This is a genomic window from Pseudomonas sp. Z1-14, assembly GCF_051132005.1.
Classification (GTDB): domain Bacteria; phylum Pseudomonadota; class Gammaproteobacteria; order Pseudomonadales; family Pseudomonadaceae; genus Aquipseudomonas.
Map to the genome: position 1 here is coordinate 1,408,321 of NZ_CP071646.1, position 18,583 is coordinate 1,426,903.

Annotated in this window: 19 protein-coding genes; 8 read left to right on the forward strand and 11 right to left on the reverse strand. The window is 62.9% G+C overall.

Annotated features, from left to right (window positions below):
* Nucleotides 1-32 precede the first annotated feature (32 nt).
* Nucleotides 33-824 carry a dienelactone hydrolase family protein gene (locus J3P89_RS06655; RefSeq protein WP_434697064.1) on the reverse strand — a complete coding sequence of 264 codons (792 nt, stop codon included), beginning with the start codon at nt 822-824 and terminating at the stop codon, nt 33-35.
* 143 nt (nt 825-967) lie between these two features.
* On the opposite strand from J3P89_RS06655, the gene J3P89_RS06660 reads away from it, so the two are divergent.
* The 3 genes from J3P89_RS06660 (at nt 968) to J3P89_RS06670 (ending at nt 3,682) form a co-directional block, all read left to right on the forward strand.
* Nucleotides 968-1,567, forward strand: coding sequence for a hypothetical protein (locus J3P89_RS06660; protein WP_434629014.1), 600 nt, complete (start codon nt 968-970; stop codon nt 1,565-1,567).
* Between the two features lie 94 nt (nt 1,568-1,661).
* Nucleotides 1,662-2,339 (forward strand): response regulator, encoded by a 678-nt coding sequence (locus tag J3P89_RS06665; RefSeq protein ID WP_434572398.1) that lies wholly within the window; start codon nt 1,662-1,664, stop codon nt 2,337-2,339.
* Entirely contained in the window at nt 2,336-3,682 is a 1,347-nt protein-coding gene (locus J3P89_RS06670; RefSeq protein ID WP_434629018.1) for an ATP-binding protein, read from the forward strand. The genes J3P89_RS06665 and J3P89_RS06670 overlap by 4 nt, the downstream gene beginning before the upstream one ends.
* Before the next feature lie 136 nt (nt 3,683-3,818).
* Here J3P89_RS06670 and J3P89_RS06675 read toward each other — a convergent pair whose 3' ends face one another.
* The gene (locus tag J3P89_RS06675; protein WP_434697065.1) at nt 3,819-4,817 is read right to left on the reverse strand and encodes an AraC family transcriptional regulator; all 999 of its coding nucleotides are present in this window, start codon (nt 4,815-4,817) and stop codon (nt 3,819-3,821) included.
* A gap of 334 nt (nt 4,818-5,151) precedes the next feature.
* Between J3P89_RS06675 and J3P89_RS06680 the strand changes: the two genes are divergently transcribed.
* On the forward strand, nt 5,152-6,504 hold the full coding sequence (locus J3P89_RS06680; RefSeq protein ID WP_305499392.1) for a dicarboxylate/amino acid:cation symporter: 1,353 nt from the start codon (nt 5,152-5,154) through the stop codon (nt 6,502-6,504).
* A 307-nt stretch (nt 6,505-6,811) separates the two neighbouring features.
* Nucleotides 6,812-7,987 (forward strand): CaiB/BaiF CoA transferase family protein, encoded by a 1,176-nt coding sequence (locus J3P89_RS06685; RefSeq protein ID WP_434697066.1) that lies wholly within the window; start codon nt 6,812-6,814, stop codon nt 7,985-7,987.
* Nucleotides 7,988-8,105: 118 nt separating this feature from the next.
* On the opposite strand, the gene J3P89_RS06690 is transcribed toward J3P89_RS06685, so the two are convergent.
* Together J3P89_RS06690 and J3P89_RS06695 are read right to left on the reverse strand one after the other, a co-directional pair.
* Complete coding sequence (locus tag J3P89_RS06690; RefSeq protein ID WP_434656316.1) at nt 8,106-8,600, reverse strand: SprT family zinc-dependent metalloprotease; 495 nt, start codon at nt 8,598-8,600, stop codon at nt 8,106-8,108.
* A gap of 162 nt (nt 8,601-8,762) precedes the next feature.
* On the reverse strand, nt 8,763-9,365 hold the full coding sequence (locus tag J3P89_RS06695) for a Yip1 family protein (protein ID WP_305499396.1): 603 nt from the start codon (nt 9,363-9,365) through the stop codon (nt 8,763-8,765).
* Nucleotides 9,366-9,761: 396 nt separating this feature from the next.
* Here J3P89_RS06695 and ttcA point away from each other — a divergent pair, with 396 nt between their 5' ends.
* Both ttcA and J3P89_RS06705 read left to right on the forward strand, forming a co-directional pair.
* Nucleotides 9,762-10,586, forward strand: coding sequence for a tRNA 2-thiocytidine(32) synthetase TtcA (ttcA, locus tag J3P89_RS06700; RefSeq protein WP_434697067.1), 825 nt, complete (start codon nt 9,762-9,764; stop codon nt 10,584-10,586).
* A 66-nt stretch (nt 10,587-10,652) separates the two neighbouring features.
* A complete protein-coding gene (locus J3P89_RS06705) occupies nt 10,653-11,327 on the forward strand; it encodes a DNA-3-methyladenine glycosylase I (RefSeq protein ID WP_434697068.1) in 675 nt (224 codons plus the stop codon).
* A gap of 98 nt (nt 11,328-11,425) precedes the next feature.
* Here J3P89_RS06705 and J3P89_RS06710 read toward each other — a convergent pair whose 3' ends face one another.
* From J3P89_RS06710 to arsC, 3 genes are read right to left on the reverse strand one after another with little or no spacing between them, the layout of a single operon-like run.
* Nucleotides 11,426-11,851 (reverse strand): DUF2069 domain-containing protein, encoded by a 426-nt coding sequence (locus J3P89_RS06710; protein WP_434697069.1) that lies wholly within the window; start codon nt 11,849-11,851, stop codon nt 11,426-11,428.
* Nucleotides 11,844-12,449: an NAD(P)H:quinone oxidoreductase gene (wrbA, locus tag J3P89_RS06715; protein WP_434697070.1), complete on the reverse strand. Its 606-nt coding sequence runs from the start codon at nt 12,447-12,449 to the stop codon at nt 11,844-11,846. The genes J3P89_RS06710 and wrbA overlap by 8 nt, the downstream gene beginning before the upstream one ends.
* The gene (gene arsC / locus J3P89_RS06720) at nt 12,446-12,799 is read right to left on the reverse strand and encodes an arsenate reductase (glutaredoxin) (RefSeq protein ID WP_434697071.1); all 354 of its coding nucleotides are present in this window, start codon (nt 12,797-12,799) and stop codon (nt 12,446-12,448) included. Before arsC ends, wrbA begins: the two co-directional genes overlap by 4 nt.
* Before the next feature lie 105 nt (nt 12,800-12,904).
* Here arsC and J3P89_RS06725 point away from each other — a divergent pair, with 105 nt between their 5' ends.
* Nucleotides 12,905-13,372, forward strand: coding sequence for a TlpA family protein disulfide reductase (locus J3P89_RS06725; RefSeq protein WP_434697072.1), 468 nt, complete (start codon nt 12,905-12,907; stop codon nt 13,370-13,372).
* Nucleotides 13,373-13,591: 219 nt separating this feature from the next.
* Here J3P89_RS06725 and J3P89_RS06730 read toward each other — a convergent pair whose 3' ends face one another.
* The 4 genes from J3P89_RS06730 to J3P89_RS06745 form a co-directional block, all read right to left on the reverse strand.
* On the reverse strand, nt 13,592-13,996 hold the full coding sequence (locus J3P89_RS06730; RefSeq protein WP_434697073.1) for an META domain-containing protein: 405 nt from the start codon (nt 13,994-13,996) through the stop codon (nt 13,592-13,594).
* Nucleotides 13,996-14,430 (reverse strand): hypothetical protein, encoded by a 435-nt coding sequence (locus tag J3P89_RS06735; protein WP_434572413.1) that lies wholly within the window; start codon nt 14,428-14,430, stop codon nt 13,996-13,998. The genes J3P89_RS06730 and J3P89_RS06735 overlap by 1 nt, the downstream gene beginning before the upstream one ends.
* Before the next feature lie 204 nt (nt 14,431-14,634).
* Complete coding sequence (locus J3P89_RS06740) at nt 14,635-15,624, reverse strand: 2-hydroxyacid dehydrogenase (protein ID WP_434629041.1); 990 nt, start codon at nt 15,622-15,624, stop codon at nt 14,635-14,637.
* A gap of 66 nt (nt 15,625-15,690) precedes the next feature.
* Entirely contained in the window at nt 15,691-18,441 is a 2,751-nt protein-coding gene (locus tag J3P89_RS06745; RefSeq protein ID WP_434697074.1) for a response regulator, read from the reverse strand.
* Nucleotides 18,442-18,583 lie beyond the last annotated feature (142 nt).

Consider the following 18,583-nt stretch of genomic DNA (forward strand, 5'->3'; position numbering starts at 1 on the left):
ACGGGTGATGGTTTCAGCTGAAAGACCCGCCGTCAGTTGAAAATCTTCTTGAAGAACTTCTGCATATCCGCCCACGACTTCTCGTCAGCTTCCTTGTTGTAGGCGATGTCCGGCCCACCATGGCCGCCATGGCTCAGGCGGTCGGCGTCGGGGTTGCTGAAGCCGTGCTTGGCGCCTTCCAGGCTGACAAACCTGTAGTCGGCGCCGGCCTTGTCCATCTCGCTCTTGAACGCGGTGACGTTGTCTTCGGTGACCATGCTGTCCAGCGCGCCGTGCTCCACCAGGATCCTGGCCTTGACGCTGCCGGGGGTGGCCGGCGTGTTGGTGACCAGCGCGCCGTGGAAACTCACCACGCCGGCCAGTGGAACGCCTTGGCGCGCCGCGTCCAGCACCACCTTGCCGCCGAAGCAGTAGCCGATGGCGGCGAGTTTGTCCGGGTCGGTCTGCGGTTGTTTCTTCAACAGGTCGAGGCCGGCCTGGAAGCGCGCGCTGGCCGCCTTGCCATCCTTGAGCGCGGCCTGCATGAAGGCCAGGGCGTCCTTCGGATGCTCGGTGTTCTTGCCGTCGCCGTACATGTCGATGGCCAGGGCGCTGTAGCCCAGGCCGGCGAGGTCACGGGCGCGGCGCTTGGCATAGTCGTTCAGGCCCCACCATTCATGCACTACCACCACGCCGGGGCGCGGGCCTTTGACCGCGTCGTCATAGGCGTAGTAGCCGATCAGCTTCGTGCCGTCGGCACTGGTGTAGGGGATCTCCTGGGTCTGGATGGCGGCGTGGCTCGCGCCGCTCAAGGCCAGAAGTACAACAGCAAGCAACCTGCGCATGATCGATCTCCTTAAAAAGTTTGTTGGAACAGACTAGCCGATTCATTCAGCCCAGGTTCAGAGAACGTTCAAGAGGGGTTCAGGGACCCCTGGATATCGTGGCTGCGACTTCACACAACCACCGCATCACAAGGAACCTGACCATGACTCATATGAAAAAACTGCTGCTGGCCTTCACCGTGCTGGGCGCCAGCGCCCTGGCCCATGCCGATGACAACTTCGCCGGCCTGACCCTCGGCCAGACCAGCGACAAGGTCAAGAAATCCAATGCCCTGGACAGCGCGCTGAACAACCCGAACGCCGACGGTATCATCGGCAAGGACACCACCTACGGCCTGCGCCTGGGTCGGCAGAATGACCAGGGCCGCTACTACGCCACCTACGACAACGTATCGGGCACCCACAACGGAATCAAGCTGCGCCAGGAGAACCTGCTGGGCAGCTACGATCTGTTCTATCCGGTGACCGCCAGCACCAAATTGTTCGGAGGTGGCACGGCGGGGCTGACCAAGTTGACCCAGGATTCCCCAGGCTTCAGCCGCGACAGCGATATCGGTTATGCCGTTGGCCTGCAAGGCGGCGTGCTGCAGCAGATTTCGCAAAACACCTCGGTGGAACTGGGTTACCGTTACCTGCGCAGCAATGCCAGCACCGAGATGAGCCCGCGCGATGGCGCCAAGGTGGGATCGCTGGACCTGACCAGCAGCGCCCAGACCTACCTGTCCGCCAACTATACGTTCTAGGCGGCAGGGCAATGATGACGTGAAGCCGGATCGGCGCGTACGATCCGGCGCCTTTGGTTGGAAATTGGTTGTTTGATTCGCCTGGGAGAGGCCCATGAAACTATTGGTTGTCGAAGACGAAGCGTTGTTGCGCCACCACCTGCAAACCCGTCTCACCGACAGCGGCCATGTGGTCCAGGCCGTGGCCAATGCCGAGGAGGCCTTGTACCAGGTCGGCGAATTCAATCACGACCTGGCGGTGATCGACCTGGGCTTGCCGGGCATCAGCGGCCTGGAACTGATTCGCCGGTTGCGCTCGCAGGACAAGACCTTCCCGATCCTGATCCTGACCGCCCGCGGCAATTGGCAGGACAAGGTCGAAGGCCTGGCTGCGGGGGCCGATGACTACGTCGTGAAGCCGTTTCAGTTCGAAGAGCTCGAAGCCCGGCTGAATGCACTGCTGCGTCGCTCCAGCGGTTTCACCCAATCGACCATCGTGGCCGGTCCGTTGTTGCTCGACCTCAACCGCAAGCAGGCGTCCCTCGGCGACGAGCCGCTGGCCTTGACCGCCTACGAATACCGCATCCTCGAGTACCTGATGCGCCATCACCAGCAGGTGGTCGCCAAGGATCGCCTGATGGAGCAGCTTTATCCCGATGACGACGAGCGCGATCCCAATGTGATCGAAGTGCTGGTCGGGCGCCTGCGCCGCAAACTGGAAGCCCCCGCCGGGTTCAAGCCGATCGATACCGTGCGTGGCCTGGGTTACCTGTTCAACGAGCGCTGCCAGTGATTCGTTCGCTGCGGCTGCGGTTGATGCTGGCCGCCATGACATTGGCGGTGCTGTTCATGCTGGCGCTGCTGCCGGCGATGCAGGGCGCCTTCAGCCTGGCCTTGCAGGAATCCATCGAGCAGCGCCTGGCTTCGGACGTGACCACGCTGATCTCCGCCGCCCGGGTCGAAAACAATCGCCTGAAGATGCCGGCGCAATTGCCCGATGAGCGCTTCAACCTCGCCGATGCCCGCCTGCTGGGCTACATCTATGATCGCGAAGGGCGGTTGGTCTGGCGTTCGAAGGCGACCCAGGAAGAACACATCAACTACGCGCCGCGCTACGACGGGCTGGGCAACCAGTTTGCGCGCATCCGCGAGGACAACGGCCAGGAGTTTTTTGTCTACGACGTCGAGGTCAAGCTGCTCGGGGGCCAGAGCGCGGCGTTCAGCATCGTCACCCTGCAGCCGGTGCACGATTACGAAATGACGCTGCAAGGCCTGCGAGAAAACCTTTACCTGGGGTTCGGCGCCGCGCTGGCGGTGCTGCTGGCGCTGTTATGGATCGGCCTGACCTGGGGCTTGCGGGCGTTGCGCCGTCTGAGCCAGGAGCTGGATGAGATCGAAACCGGCACCCGCGAAAGCCTCAGCACCGCGCATCCCCGCGAGCTGCTGCGCCTGACCGGCTCGCTCAACCGCCTGCTGCACAGCGAGCGTGAGCAGCGCAGCCGCTATCGGGACTCCCTCGATGACCTGGCGCACAGCCTCAAGACTCCGCTGGCGGTGCTGCAAGGCGTCAGCGAGGACATGGCCCGGCGTCCCGAGGATCGTGGGCAGGCCTGGGTGCTGCAAACCCAGATCGAGCGCATGAGCCAGCAGATCGGCTACCAGTTGCAGCGCGCCAGCCTGCGCAAAAGCGGCCTGGTGCGCCATCAGGTGCCCTTGCGCCCGGTGTTGCAAAGCCTCTGCGACACGCTCGACAAGGTCTATCGCGACAAGCGCGTGCAGGTCGAATTCGACCTGCCGGAGGATTGCCAGGTGCCGATCGAGCAGGGCGCCTTGCTGGAGATGCTTGGCAACCTGCTGGAAAACGCCTATCGGCTGTGCCTGGGGCACGTGCGGGTGAGCGTGCACCAGACGCTCGGCGGGACGGAGTTGAGTATCGAGGACGACGGACCGGGCGTGCCACCGGACCAGCGTGCACGGATCCTGCAGCGGGGTGAACGGCTGGATCGCCAGCACCCGGGGCAGGGGATCGGCCTGGCGGTGGTAAAAGACATCATCGAGAGCTATGGCGCCCGGTTGACGCTGGGAGATTCAGAGCTGGGCGGAGCGGCGTTCCGGATTCATTTTTCGGTGGTTTGACTGAATCTTTGGTGGGCTCACTGGCGCCATCGCGAGCAAGCTCGCTCCCACATTGGATTTCGGTACGCACAAATCCCCTGTGGGAGCGAGCTTGCTCGCGATGAGGCCAGTCCAGACGGCAAAAATCCCCGGAAAATCAGTTCTCCTGCTCCCGATAAGCCCCCGGCGTCACCCCCGTCCACTTCTTGAACGCCCGATGAAACGCCGACGGTTCGGAGAACCCCAGCTGTTCGGCGATCTGCTGCAACGACAGGTCTGCGCGGCCCAAGTGGTAGATGGCGATATCCCGCCGCAACTGATCCTTGAGCTCCTGGAAGCTGGTGCCTTCCTCGCGCAAATGCCGGCGCAGGGTCTGCGAGCTGATATGCAGATGCGCAGCGACCGTGTCCAGGTCCGGCCAGCGCGCCGTGTCGCGGCTGAGCAGGCGCCGCAATTGGCTGGTGAGGCTGTGGCCATCGTCCGGGCGCGAGAGCAGGTCGGCGGGGGAGCGTTCGAGAAAGTGCTTGAGGGTTCGCTCGTCCTGCAGCAACGGCATTTCCAGGTAGCGGGCATGGAATAACAGGCTGCTGCTTCGCGCCTCGAAGACCAAGGGGCAGGGGAACAGCAAGTCGTACTCCGCGCCGTGGCTTGGCCTGGCATAGCTGAACGTCGCTTGTTCCAGGCCGATCCGCTGGCCGATCAGCCAACTGCCGAGGCGATGCCAGATGACCAGCAGGCTTTCGGTCAGGAAGTGGTCGGGATCACGCAGTGTCGACTCGTCCAGGCTCAGCCTTACCCGTTCGCCTTCAGCTTCGAGGGTCAGGCTCGGGGCGTCGGGGAACAAACTGTAGAACAACAGGCCGCGCTGCAGCGCCTTGCCCAGCGTCCGACAGTGGATCAACGTGTGGCACATCATGGCGAACGTCCCGGGTTTACTCGGTGCCCGGCCGAATCCCAGGTATTCGTCCGCCAATGCGACCCACAGCGCCTGCAACAGGCGCGCGAATTGCTCGGGGGCAATTCGCGCGCGCGGCTCGTCCAGCAGCTCCGGGCTGATTCCCAGTTGCTGCAGCAGGGGAACGTAGTCGAACCCCTGGCGACGCGCGCCACCCAGGGCGGCGCGGGCGAAGTGGCTGGCGATGGTGCGTTGGCGCATGGCACAAATCCGTCCGTTGAGCGGACGGATGGTAACAGGGCGTCTGGGCTCGACAAGGCGGATATCCGCCAAATCCAGGAACGTGACGCGGGAGGTTGGCGGAAAACCGCCAAGTTTGGGCGTGCGTTTAATTTCCGGGGAAGAAGCAAACGCCGTCTGCCCCGGCACTTGTAGGACGTTTCGTAAAAATGGCACGGGCCTTGCGATGCCATACACAGGTCTGCCGCGTGCAGCCGACAAAAAACAAATCCCTCCAGTGCAGGAGGGTTCGCAATTGAGGTGTCGTGGACAACAGGTGGATGTTGTCACGCGGGACTCTTGAGGAAGGTTTGCCATGACGACTCGTCAGCCACTGTACAAATCCCTGTATTTCCAGGTGATCGTAGCCATTGCCATCGGCATTCTGCTCGGCCACTTCTACCCGCAGACCGGCGTTGCCCTCAAGCCGTTCGGTGACGGGTTCATCAAACTGATCAAGATGGTCATCGCCCCGATCATTTTCTGTACCGTCGTCAGCGGCATCGGCGGCATGCAGAACATGAAATCGGTCGGCAAGACGGGCGGCTATGCACTGCTCTATTTCGAAATCGTTTCCACCATTGCCCTGCTGATCGGCCTGGTCGTGGTCAACGTCGTGCAGCCGGGCAACGGCATGCACATCGACGTGTCGACCCTGGACACCAGCAAGATCGCCGGCTTCATCAATGCCGGTAAAGACCAGAGCATCGTTGCCTTCATCCTCAACGTGATTCCGAACACCATCGTCGGCGCCTTCGCCAACGGCGACATCCTGCAAGTGCTGATGTTCTCGGTGCTCTTCGGTTTCGCCCTGCATCGCCTGGGTGCCTACGGCAAGCCGGTGCTGGACTTCATCGATCGCTTCGCTCACGTCATGTTCATCATCATCAACATGATCATGAAGCTCGCGCCGATCGGTGCGTTCGGTGCCATGGCCTTCACCATCGGTGCCTACGGTGTCGGTTCGCTGGTGCAACTGGGCCAGTTGATGATCTGCTTCTACATCACCTGCGTGGTGTTCGTGCTGGTGGTGCTTGGCGCCATCTGCCGCGCCCACGGCTTCAGCGTGATCAAGCTGATCCGCTACATCCGTGAAGAACTGCTGATCGTGCTGGGCACCTCCTCGTCGGAATCGGCCCTGCCACGCATGCTGATCAAGATGGAGCGCCTGGGTGCCAAGAAGTCCGTGGTGGGCCTGGTGATCCCGACTGGCTACTCGTTCAACCTCGACGGTACCTCGATCTACCTGACCATGGCTGCGGTGTTTATTGCCCAGGCCACCGACACCCCGATGGACATCACGCATCAGATCACCCTGTTGCTGGTCCTGCTGTTGTCCTCCAAAGGTGCTGCCGGCGTAACCGGTAGCGGCTTCATCGTATTGGCTGCCACCCTGTCGGCCGTGGGCCACCTGCCGGTTGCCGGCCTGGCGCTGATCCTCGGCATCGACCGCTTCATGTCCGAAGCTCGTGCGCTGACCAACCTGGTCGGTAACGCCGTTGCTACCATCGTGGTTGCCAAGTGGGTCAAGGAACTGGACGAAGACCAGTTGCAGACCGAGCTGGCTTCCGGTGGTCGCGGTATCTCCGACGTGCGTGAAGATGACGAGCAGATTGCGCAAGCGCAGATTGTCGCGGCTGAATCCGCTGCTCCAGGCGCTGTGAAGTAAGCTTCAGGCTGCAACGAAAAACCCGCTTCGGCGGGTTTTTTGTTGCGCCGCATTTTCCAGGTGAGGCGCTTTTGTGGCGAGGGAGCTTGCTCCCGCTGGACTGCGCAGCAGTCCCCCTGCGTATGACCTGAAGCTATGCGGTGGCAGATAGATCCTGGGGCTGCTTCGCAACCCAGCGGGAGCAAGCTCCCTCGCCACGACAGCCCTCGCGCTGAGCGGATTTGTCAGCCCGAACGACGCCCCCGGTAATTGCCCAATCGCCAGGCCCTGCCTAGTCTTGAACGCACCATTCAAGCGGAGATCGCCCATGCAAGGCCCACTGGCATCGCTCAAGGTTCTGGATTTTTCCACCCTGCTGCCCGGCCCGTTCGCCTCGTTGTTGCTGGCGGACATGGGCGCCGAGGTGCTGCGCATCGAGTCGCCGGAGCGTCCTGACCTGCTGCGGATATTGCCGCCCCACGACCAGGACACCTCGGCCAGCCATGCCTACCTCAACCGCAACAAGCGCAGCCTGGCCCTGGACCTCAAGCAGCCGGCGGCACTGGAGATCATCAAGCGGTTGCTGGACGACCACGACATCCTGCTGGAGCAGTTCCGCCCCGGCGTGATGGAGCGGCTGGGCCTGGGTTACGAAGCCTTGAAGGCGATCAATCCCCGGCTGATCTACGTGTCGATCACCGGTTATGGCCAGACCGGCCCGTTCAAGGATCGCGCCGGCCACGACATCAACTACCTGGCCCTGGCCGGGCTGGCGAGCCACACCGGTCGGGCCGACAGCGGGCCGCTGCCGCTGGGCATCCAGGCGGCGGACATCGCCGGCGGTTCGCTGCACGGGGTGATCGGCCTGCTGGCGGCGGTCATTGCCCGTCAGCAGAGCGGGCAGGGCCAGCACCTGGACGTGAGCATGACCGACTGCGTCTTCAGCCTGAACGCACTGGCCGGCGCCGGTTACCTGGCCTGCGGTGTGAAACCGGGTTGGGAAAACCATGCGCTGAACGGTGGCAGTTTTTATGATTACTACCGCACGCGGGATGGTCGCTGGATGTCGGTGGGCAGTCTCGAGCCAGGGTTCATGCAGGCATTGTGCGCGGCCCTTGGGCGGCCGGAGCTCGCCGCCCAAGGGCTGGCGCCCGAGCAGCAGCAACGGCTCAAAGAACAATTGCGATCCGAGTTCGAGAAGCGCGATTTTGCTGACCTTTGCGCGCTATTCGCCGAGGTGGATGCCTGCGTCGAGCCGGTGCTGGAGCTGGACGAAGCGCTTGAGCATCCGCAGTTGAAGGCCAGGCATCCGGTCACCCAGGTGCCCCGTGGCGACGGGTCGAGCCAGGCGCAGATGGCGTGCCCGTTGAAGTTTTCCGAAGGCTTGCCCGAGCCTCGGCATATAGGCGCGAGGCTGGGGGCGCATACGGAGCAGGTGTTGCGGGAGTTGGGGTTCAGTGATGAGCGGATTGCCCGGCTGCGGGATGACGGGGTGGTTGTGTAGTGCTCTCTCGGGCCCTTTCGCGAGCAGGCTCGCTCCCACAGGGATTGTGAACGCCGCAGACCCTGTGTGGGAGCGAGCCTGCTCGCGAAGGGGCCAACCCAGACACTACAAAAACCAGCTACTCGACCCGCGTCTCCCCGCTGAACACCAACGTATTGCGACAACTTCGGCACAAGTACCGCCGCCCCTGGCGGACCAGGCTGTGGCGCTGTGCGGTAAAGGGGAAGTCGCTGCCGTCGCACGGGCACTTGTAGATGTAGCGGGTGGCGGTGCGGCGTTTTATCTCGTAGGTGTGGCAACGGTTGGGCGGCAGTTCGTAGACCCCGCGCATGATCAGTTGCCATTCCTCGCCATGGGCCTGGATGCGGTCGCCAAACAACTGATGGGCGATCAGGTGCGCGACTTCGTGGGCAACGGTCTGCTTGAGAAAGTCGTCGGCGTTTTCCCGGTACAGCTGGGGATTGAAACGCAGCAGGTTTTCATGAAGGTGCGCGACACCGGCCTTCTGGCCGCGCAACTTGAGGCTGACCACCGGGCGTTTGAAAGGACGTTTGAAAAAGGATTCGGCTTGTTGGTAACACTCTTCGACGCGGGTATTGAGTTGCTCGAGCATGCTTTACGGGTCTCCAGAAAGCCGAGTATGCCGCAAGCGCTGGCCGTTGCGAATCGCCCAGCTGCCCAGCGGTCGTTTCGCCGGCCCCAGGCACAGGAAGGCCGCCTTGCGGCGGCCTGTGTTGGCAGATCGTCTTTTTTCCCGGAGGGCGTGTGCAAGCCTTCAGTTGGTATAGACCGGACCCACGCCCAATCCCCAGACAATGACCGTGAACGCCATGATGGCGACCAGCACGACCAGGCCGACGGCCAGCACCGAGCTGGAAAACAGGAAGCCTTCGTCCTGCGGGATGTTCATGAACGTCGGCAAACCCACGTACAGCAGGTAGACCGTGTAGCAGATCGCCGCGGTGCCGACGATCATCCCCAGCCACATGTGCGGGTAGAGCGCTGCCAGCCCGCCAATGAACAACGGCGTCGCGGTGTAGGTGGCGAACGCGACACAACGGGCCAGGCTCGGGTTGGCGTCATAGGTGCGAGCCATCCAGTGGATGAACGCGCCCATCACCGCCACGCCGCCCAACATCGCGAGGTACGACATGATGGTCATCCACAGCGCGCTTTCCAGGGTGAGCATGACCGGTGGGCGATTGCCGATGACCCATCCCACCTGCGTGGTGCCGATGAACGCCGACACCGCCGGGATAGCCGCGAGGATCAGCGTGTGGGTGAGGTACATGTGGCTGATGCTTTCCTCCTGATCGCCACGGATTTCCTTCCATTCTTGATCAGGGTGGGTAAAGAGCCCCACGACATGATGGATCATAGTCAGTCACTCCTTTGTTATTGCCATCGCCCCCCAACGGAGCGCCTACGGGCCAAAGGGCCGGGTAAGTAAAGGTCTGTAAGTGTGTGCGACCTTATGCCGCAGTATAGAAAGGAGTGACCGCCAAGGGGATGGGCGGCTTAGAGCAAATCGCGCTGTAACGAAGCGGCTTAATCGCGACCTGATCTGTGCGCTGTACGCCATGCCAGGCAAATCCGCCCCGTGGCGAGGGAGCTTGCTCCCGCTCGGCTGCGAAGCAGACGCCAACAGGGCAGTCCCAGAGGGTCGCTTCGCAACCCAGCGGGAGCAAGCTCCCTCGCCACGAAGGGCGGTGCCACGGGAGGGATTTTTTGCGTAAAATGCCGGCCTTTCGTCACACCTCACGGATTTCGCGTCATGGGCACTCTCACGGTCAACCAGAACAAACTGCAAAAGCGCCTGCGCCGCCTGGCCGGTGAGGCCGTCGCCGATTTCAACATGATCGAGGATGGCGACAAGGTCATGGTCTGCCTGTCCGGCGGCAAGGACAGCTACACCTTGCTCGACGTGCTGATGCATCTGCAGAAAGTTGCGCCGATCAAGTTCGACATCGTTGCCGTGAACATGGACCAGAAGCAGCCGGGCTTTCCCGAGCACGTGCTGCCGGCCTACCTCGAATCGTTGGGCGTTGAATATCACGTCGTCGAGAAAGACACCTATTCGGTGGTCAAGGAACTGATCCCCGAAGGCAAGACCACCTGTTCGCTGTGCTCGCGCCTGCGCCGTGGAACGCTCTATACCTTCGCTGACCAGATCGGCGCGACCAAGATGGCCCTGGGTCACCACCGCGACGATATCGTCGAGACCTTCTTCCTCAACATGTTCTACAACGGCTCGCTCAAGGCCATGCCGCCCAAGCTGCGCGCCGACGACGGGCGCAACGTGGTGATCCGTCCGCTGGCCTATTGCAGCGAGAAGGACATCCAGGCCTATTCGGATTTCAAGCAGTTCCCGATCATTCCCTGCAACCTGTGCGGCTCCCAGGAAAACCTGCAACGCCAGGTGGTCAAGGAGATGCTCCAGGAATGGGAGCGCAAGACCCCGGGCCGTACCGAGAGCATTTTCCGGGGCCTGCAAAACGTCATTCCGTCGCAACTGGCGGACCGCAACCTGTTCGATTTCGCCAACCTGCGCATCGACGAAAGCGCCACGCCTCGGTTCGTCAATGTGGTGAATCTCTGACGCTACCGACAGCTTGCATTCACGGCGCTTGCAAGCGCCGTTTTCATTTCAATCCCAGGAGAGGGCATGCGCGATTACAAGTGGCTGCACGAGTATTGTCTGAACCGCTTCGGTTCGGCGGCTGAATTGGAAGCCCACCTGCCTGTACCCAAGACCCCGGCGCAACTGCGCAAGATCAGCGATGATCGCTACCTCTCGACCATGGCGCTGCGGGTGTTTCGCGCGGGGCTCAAGCACAGCCTGGTCGATGCGAAATGGCCGGCGTTCGAAGAGGTGTTTTTCAGGTTCGACCCGGAAAAGGTCGTGCTGATGAGTGCCGAGCACCTGGAGCGGCTGATGCAGGATGCACGGATCATCCGCCACCTCGGTAAGCTCAAGAGCGTGCCGCGCAACGCGCAGCTGGTGCTGGATGTGGCCCATGAAAAGGGCAGCTTCGGTGCGATGATCGCCGATTGGCCGGTGACCGATATCGTCGGCTTGTGGACCTACCTGAAAAAACACGGCCATCAGTTGGGCGGCCTGTCGGCGCCGCGTTTCCTGCGGATGATGGGCAAGGATACGTTCGTGCCCAGCTATGACGTCGTGGCGGCGCTCAATGCCCAGGACCTCATCGATAAAGTCCCGACCAGCCTGCGGGACCTGGCTACCGTGCAGAATGCGTTCAACCAGTGGCATGAAGAGAGTGGCGGGCGGCCGCTGAGCCAGATCTCGATGATGCTGGCTTATACAGTGAATCATTGAGACCGCGTCGCTCCTTTCGCGAGCAGGCTCGCTCCCACACTGGATCTGTGGTGTCACAAATCCCCTGTGGGAGCGAGCCTGCTCGCGAAAGCGGTTTCTCAGGCGACGGAGATCTCGCCCTCGCCAGCCAACCGCCGGTTCAACTGGAAACGCCAGCGCACATATAGCAATGCCGAGCAGAACAGCGCCACGCTCGCCGCCATCTCCAGCACGCCGAACCATTGCCGGTTCGGATCGTAGGCCGCCAGCGCGCCCTTGATGAAATACAGATTCACCACGAAGCACATCCACGAATGCCCGCGCGCGCTGCCGCTGAGCATGCCCGGCGCGAGTAGCAGCAGTGGCACCAGTTCGATCAGCAGAATCACCCAGGGGCGCGCGCCGTGCAGATCGGCGATCAGCAGGTAATACCCACTGAGCAGCCCCACCAGGCCGAAAAAGCACAGCAGGCTGAGGTTACGAGCGATGTGCACACGCGGCTCCAGCCACTCGACCGGCGGCAGGATCTTCGGCTTCTTAGCCACGGCGGTTCTCCAGCAACAAAGCGGTTTTTGCCAGGCGCAGGCCCAAGGCGCGGCACAGGGCGACTTCGTGTTCATTCAAGCCGCTTTTACCGTCGGCGCCGGCGTGGTGGCTCGGGCCGTAGGGTGTGCCGCCGCCCTGGGTGTCGATCAGGGCCGACTCGCTGTAGGGCAGGCCGGTGATCAGCATGCCGTGGTGCAGCAGTGGCAGCATCATCGACAACAGCGTGGTTTCCTGGCCGCCATGCAGGCTCGCGGTGGAGGTGAACACCCCGGCCGGCTTGCCCACCAGGGCGCCGGTCAGCCAGAGGTTGCTGGTGCCGTCGAGGAAGTATTTGAGCGGCGCGGCCATGTTGCCGAAGCGGGTCGGACTGCCCAGGGCCAGGCCGGCGCAGTTCTTCAGATCATCGAGGCTGGCGTAGAGCGGGCCCTGTTCGGGGATATCCGGCGCCACCGCCTCGCATTCGGTGGAAATCGCCGGCACCGTGCGCAACATGGCTTCAAGCCCGGCCTGCTCGACGCCGCGGGCGATCTGGCGGGCCATTTCGTTGGTAGAGCCACTGCGGCTGTAATACAGCACCAGGATATAGGGCGTGCTCACGGCAGGATCTCCAGGATCTTTTCCGGTGGGCGGCCGATCACCGCTTTGTCGCCGACTTCGAGAATCGGCCGTTCCATCAGTTTCGGGTGGGCGGCGATGGCGGCGATCAACTGCGCCTGGCTCAGGCTTTCGTCAGCCAGGTCCATGGTCTTGTATTCATCTTCGCCGGTGCGCAACAACTGGCGTGCCTCAATGCCGAGCTTGCCCAGCAGCCGCTCCAGCTGCGCAGCGTCCAGCGGGGTTTCGAGGTAGCGGACCACGGTTGGCGCCAGGCCACGGGCTTGCAACAGTTCCAGCGCACCGCGGGATTTCGAGCAGCGCGGGTTGTGATAAAGCGTCAGATCAGTCATGAGCGGGTCGCATCTTGCGTAAGGTGGCGGCTATTCTACTGTGCTGCGAGGCCCCTAGCACCTGATGGGGCGCGCAGCTGTTCACATTCAGACAAGGATCGGCACATGGCAAGGCGATTGGCGGCGGCACTGACATTCATCGGCTTTTTATTGCTCGGCGGCTGCGGCAACGATTACGGCGTGGACCAGAACGGTCAGCCAATTGCCGCGCAGCGGCTGGACAACCAATGGCTGGTGCTCAACTACTGGGCCGAGTGGTGCGCGCCGTGTCGCACTGAAATCCCCGAATTTAATGCCTTGGCCGAACAGCTCAAGGGACGCAACGTAAGTGTCTTCGGGGTCAACTTCGATCAGGTGCAAGGCGAAGAACTCAAGAGTGCCAGCGAGAAGCTGGGCATCCGCTTCACCGTACTGGCCCGGGATCCGGCCGAGTTCTTTGATGTCCCGCGCAGCGAAGGCCTGCCGGTGACGTATATCATCGATACCCAGGGCAAGGTGCGTGAGCAACTGCTGGGAGAGCAGACGGCGGCGGCGGTAATGGCCAGGCTGGAGGCGTTGCAGGCGCTGAAATAGCACTCCATGGCGAGGCAGGTTTTTTGTGGCGAGGGAGCTTGCTCCCGCTGGACTGCGCAGCAGGCCCCTGCTTTCTATCTGACACAGCGCAGTGGCAGATCCATTTTGGGGCCGCTTCGCAGCCCAGCGGGAGCAAGCTCCCTCGCCACAGGGGGGTTAACCAGGCCACAGGAGTCAACCTTTTCTCTAGTCCGGACTGGTGCATCGGTCAGCCCAGGTTCAACCCTCTTCCAACCACCACCGCAGCGGCTTGCCCTGGGCCGGCCAGAAACGCGTCTGGCCCGTAGGCGATACGTCCCAGCGTTCGACCTTCTCCAGCGCCTGCAAGAAACGCGTCTCTTGCTCCATCAACGCCGGGGCGCAGAGTTTGCGGGTGCTGCCGATCCTGCCGAAACTCAAGCGGTCGCCTTCCAAGGTGTAGGGCGCGAACCAGTGGTTGCAGCCGGCATTGCCGTAGGCACGGCCATCGTCGTCGAGGGTGACGGTCAGGTGGCTGTAATCCATCAACGGCCGCTCGCCGATCCATTCGAGGATGTAGCTGCGGTTGTGTTGCAGTTGCACCGGATCGGCGGCGCAGCCCATCAGGCCGACGCCCATCAGCGTGGCCAGGACCAGATGTTTCATCAGGCGGCTTCCTGGCATTTCGGGCACCGGTGTTTCTCCCCGTCGGTCGTCCAGCCCAGCTCGGCAATGCGTGCGCTGGCGGCCGGTTTCTGGGCCTTGGTGCCGAGCTTGGCATCGACGGCGAACTCGAAGCTCAGTTCCTTGGCGCATTGGTCGCACTTGACCTGCCAGGTGTGGATCGCCAGTTCACCGAACACCGGACCGGTGGTCATGGCGGTCCATTGGCCGATCGGCTTGAGCAGATGGCGAACGGTGTCGACGGTCAGGCGCATGGAAAGATCCTTGCTGCCCTTGAGGGTGACGAGCAATACATCGTTGGCCTGGATCGAGCCGCCATTGCCGGTGACCTGGTAACGGCCCGGCGCCAGGGCGCGGACCTCGGTCAAGGTGTGCTGCGGGTTCATCAGGGTGTAGCGAAAATCGTGTTCGGCCATGGGTCCTCCAGATAGGCGCGACATGCTAGCACGGGGGCTGGCTTGGGATGATCCAGATGGCGGGCCTGATGAAGGTCAAGCCGACGAAACTCCATCCCTGTGGGAGCGAGCTTGCTCGCGATGGCGGTGTGTCAGTCGACATCAAGGCAGGTTGATCCATTGCCATCGCGAGCAAGCTCGCTCCCACAAGTCTTGTTGCTGGGGTCAGCCATCCACCAGGTTCTGCGGAGCGCCAGCCGCCCAGGCGGCGATGTTGTCGAGGGTGGTGGTGGCAATCGCGGCCAGTGCTTCGCGAGTCAGGAACGCCTGGTGTGCGGTCACCACGACATTGGGAAAGGTCAGCAGCCGCGCGAGCACATCGTCCTGCAACGGCAGGTCGGAGCGGTCCTCGAAGAACAATTCGGCCTCTTCCTCGTAGACATCCAGCCCCAGGTAACCCAGCTGGCCGCTTTTCAGCGCTTCGATCAGTGCCGGCGTATCCACCAGGCCGCCGCGTCCGGTGTTGATCAGCATGGCGCCGCGTTGCAGGGTTGCCAGGGAATGAGCATTGATCAGGTGTCGGCTCTGGTCGTTGAGCGGGCAGTGCAGGCTGATGATCTGCGCCTGCGCCAGCAGATCGGCCAAAGGCAGGTAGCGGGCCCCCAAGGCTTCGACCTGAGGGTTGGGGAACGGGTCGTAGGCCAGCAACTGGCAACCGAAACCGGCCATGATCCGGGCGAAGGTTGCGCCGATCTGTCCTGTTCCGACCACGCCAACGGTCTTGCCCACCAGGTCGAAGCCGGTCAGGCCATTCAGGCTGAAATTGCCGTCCCGGGTGCGGTTGCAGGCGCGGTGCAGGCAGCGGTTCAAGGCCATGATCAATGCCACCGCATGTTCAGCCACCGCATGGGGCGAGTAGGCCGGCACCCGGGCGATGCTCAGCCCCAGACGCTTGGCGGCGGGCAGGTCGACATGGTTGAAGCCGGCCGAGCGCAGGGCAATCAGCCGGGTGCCGCCGGCCGCGAGTCGTTCCAGCACCGGCGCGCTCAGGTCGTCGTTGATGAAGGCGCACACCACCTCGCACCGTTCGGCCAGGGCCACGGTGTCCAGGCTCAGGCGTGCCGGCTGGAATTGCAATTCAAGGCCGGCGGGTACGGCGGCCTTGCTGAAACTGTCACGATCGTAGGTCTGGCTGCTGAATAGAATTGCACGCATGGCGGCCTCCTGGCGCTGGGATGAACCGAGCTTAACAGCCATTGCGCCGGTGACCATTGCGCTGGGTCAGGCGCTGATGCGCGCCTCGCTGGCCAGCCTGTGGATGGCACGGTCCAGGTCTTCCAGAGCCGCGGCAGCCCGCGGGTCTTGCTGCTTGAGCAAGGTTTCGCTGCGCTGGCAGGCGGCGCGCAGTTGCGGTACGCCGCAATAGCGCGTGGCCCCGTGCAGGCGGTGGACCCGTTCGATCAGGGCGTTGTGGTCGTTGGCCTCGCTGGCCTGGCGGATCGCTTCGCGGTCGGCTTCAAGGGACGCGAGCAACATCGCCAGCATGTCCGCCGCCAGGTCGGCCTTGCCGGCGGCCAGGCGCAGGCCTTCCTCGTGGTCGAGCACCAGCAGCTCGCTGCTGCCTTGGGCATCAGCGCCCCGATCCGGGGTCTGGTTGCGCAGCGCCAGGCCGGTCCACTTGAGTACGACCTGGGCCAATTGCCGCTCGCTGATAGGCTTGGTCAGGTAGTCGTCCATGCCGCTTTGCAACAGGGCGCGCTTCTCGTTGGCCATGGCGTGGGCGGTGAGGGCGACGATCGGCAGTGGCGTGCAATGCCGCTCGCTTTCCCATTGGCGGATCGCTTCGGTGCTCTGGCGGCCATCCATGCCGGGCATTTGTACGTCCATCAGGACCAGGTCGAAGGTTTCCTTCTGCACGGCCTTGACCGCCGCGTAACCACTTTCCACCGCCAGCACCCGGGCGCCCATGTCTTCGAGCAGGGTCTGCACCAGCAGCAGGTTGGCCGGGTTGTCGTCCACGCACAACACTTTTGGCGCGCGGCTGGCCACCGGTTCATTGGGTTCGTTGCGGGTCGGGCGCGGGTTGACCAGGTCGGAAAGCGACCGGCGGAGCTTGCGGGTGCAGGCCGGCTTGGCCTGCAATTGACTGTGGGGGTTGGGCACCGAGAGATGAAACAGCGTCTGTTCGGTAGTGGGGCACAGCACCAGCACCTTGCAGCCCAAGTGCTCGAGGTCCCAGATGTGTTGGTTGAGACGCTCCGGCGGCATGTCGTTGCTGGTGATGCCGAGTACGGCCAGGTTAATCGCCTGATCCGTCTGGTGGGCGACGGTGACGCCGTTGGTCAGGTTTTCCAGGGTATTGAACGCCGTCACCTGCAAACCGCAGTCCTCCAACTGGTGCTGCAAGGCCTGGCGGGCCAGCTCGTGATTTTCCAGAACCGCCACGCGGCGCCCCAGCAGCGGCGGGCCGGGCAGGTCTTCGGCGTCGTCACGGGTCTTGGGCAGGCGCAGGCTGATCCAGAACTCCGAGCCTTCGCCCGGCGTGCTGTCGACGCCGATCTCACCGCCCATCTGTTCCACCAGTCGCTTGGAAATCACCAGGCCCAGACCGGTCCCGCCGGGCTGCCGGGACAAGGAGTTGTCGGCCTGGCTGAAGGCCTGGAACAGCGCCCGCACGTCCTGGCTGGACAGGCCGATGCCGGTGTCCTGGATGCTGATGCGCAACTGCACGCTGTCTTCGTGCTCATCTTCGAGCATGGCGCGGGCGACGATGGTGCCTTCACGGGTGAACTTGATGGCGTTGCTCACCAGGTTGGTGAGGATCTGCTTGAGCCGCAGCGGGTCACCCACCAGCGACAACGGCGTGTCGCGGTAGACCAGGCTCACCAGCTCCAGCTGTTTGGCGTGGGCGGCGGGGGCGAGGATGGTCAGGGTGTCCTGCAGCAGGTCCCGCAAATTGAAGGGGATGCTGTCGAGCACCAGCTTGCCGGCCTCGATCTTCGAGAAGTCGAGAATCTCGTTGATGATGCCGAGCAGGCTGTCGGCGGATTTTTCAATGGTGCCCAGATAGTCGAGCTGGCGCGGGGTCAGCTCGCTTTTCTGCAATAAATGGGTGAAACCGAGGATGCCGTTGAGCGGCGTGCGGATTTCATGGCTCATGTTCGCGAGGAATTCGGACTTGATCCGGCTCGCTTCGAGCGCTTCCTTGCGGGCCAGGTCCAGTTCGATGTTCTGGATCTCGATGGTTTCCAGGTTCTGGCGCACGTCTTCGGTGGCCTGGTCGATGCTGTGCTGCAACTCTTCCTGAGCATTCTGCAAGGTGCCGGCCATGCGATTGATACCCGACGCCAGCTCATCCAGCTCCTGGCTGCCCAACGGTGGCAGGCGGGTTTCCAGATGCCCGTCCTTGAGCTGCGCCACGGCCTGTTTGATCTGGCTCAGCGGTCGATTGATGGTGCGGCCCATGCGCAGGGCCAGCAGCGCGGTGCAACCCAGGCCGGCGGCGATCAGCAACAGGCTGGCGAACAGGCTGCGGTAACCGCGCAGCAACATGCCGCTGTGGGAGAGCTCCAGCTCGACCCAGCCCAGCAGGCGATCGGCTTCTTCGGGAATCAGTTCGCCAGCCAGGTTGCGATGCTTGCCGAACACCGGCAGCAGGTAGCGTGTGGCATCGTTGCCGGTGCGTTGCAGCAGTTGGCTGCTGTTGCCCTCCGGCGCCCGGTTGAGCATGGTCGGGCCGGCATGGGCGAGCGGTGTGCGGTCGGGGGCGAGGAAGGTCACCGCGCGAACGTCGGCTTGCTCGAGAGACTGGGTGGCGACGCGTTCCAGCAGCTCGATGTCCTGGCGGCTCATGGCCGGAGCGACCAGCGGGGCCAGTTGTTCGGCGATCATTTCACCGCGTTGCAGCAACTGAGCGTGCAGGTCCGATTGCTGCATCCAGGTGAAATAACCGCCCAGGACCAGCGCCATCAAGGTGGTCGGCAGCAGGGTGAGCAGCAGCACACGGCCTTTGATTCCCAGTTTCTTGAGCACACTTGTCTCCTGCATCCAGCGGTCCGATTGAGCTTTGCGCGCATCCGGCGCGCAACATCTGCGCAGTGTAGCGATTTGCAGGCGAGCCTTCTTCGTAAAATTCATGTCCTCGCGCATCCCGACCGGCTGGCCATTTGCCGTG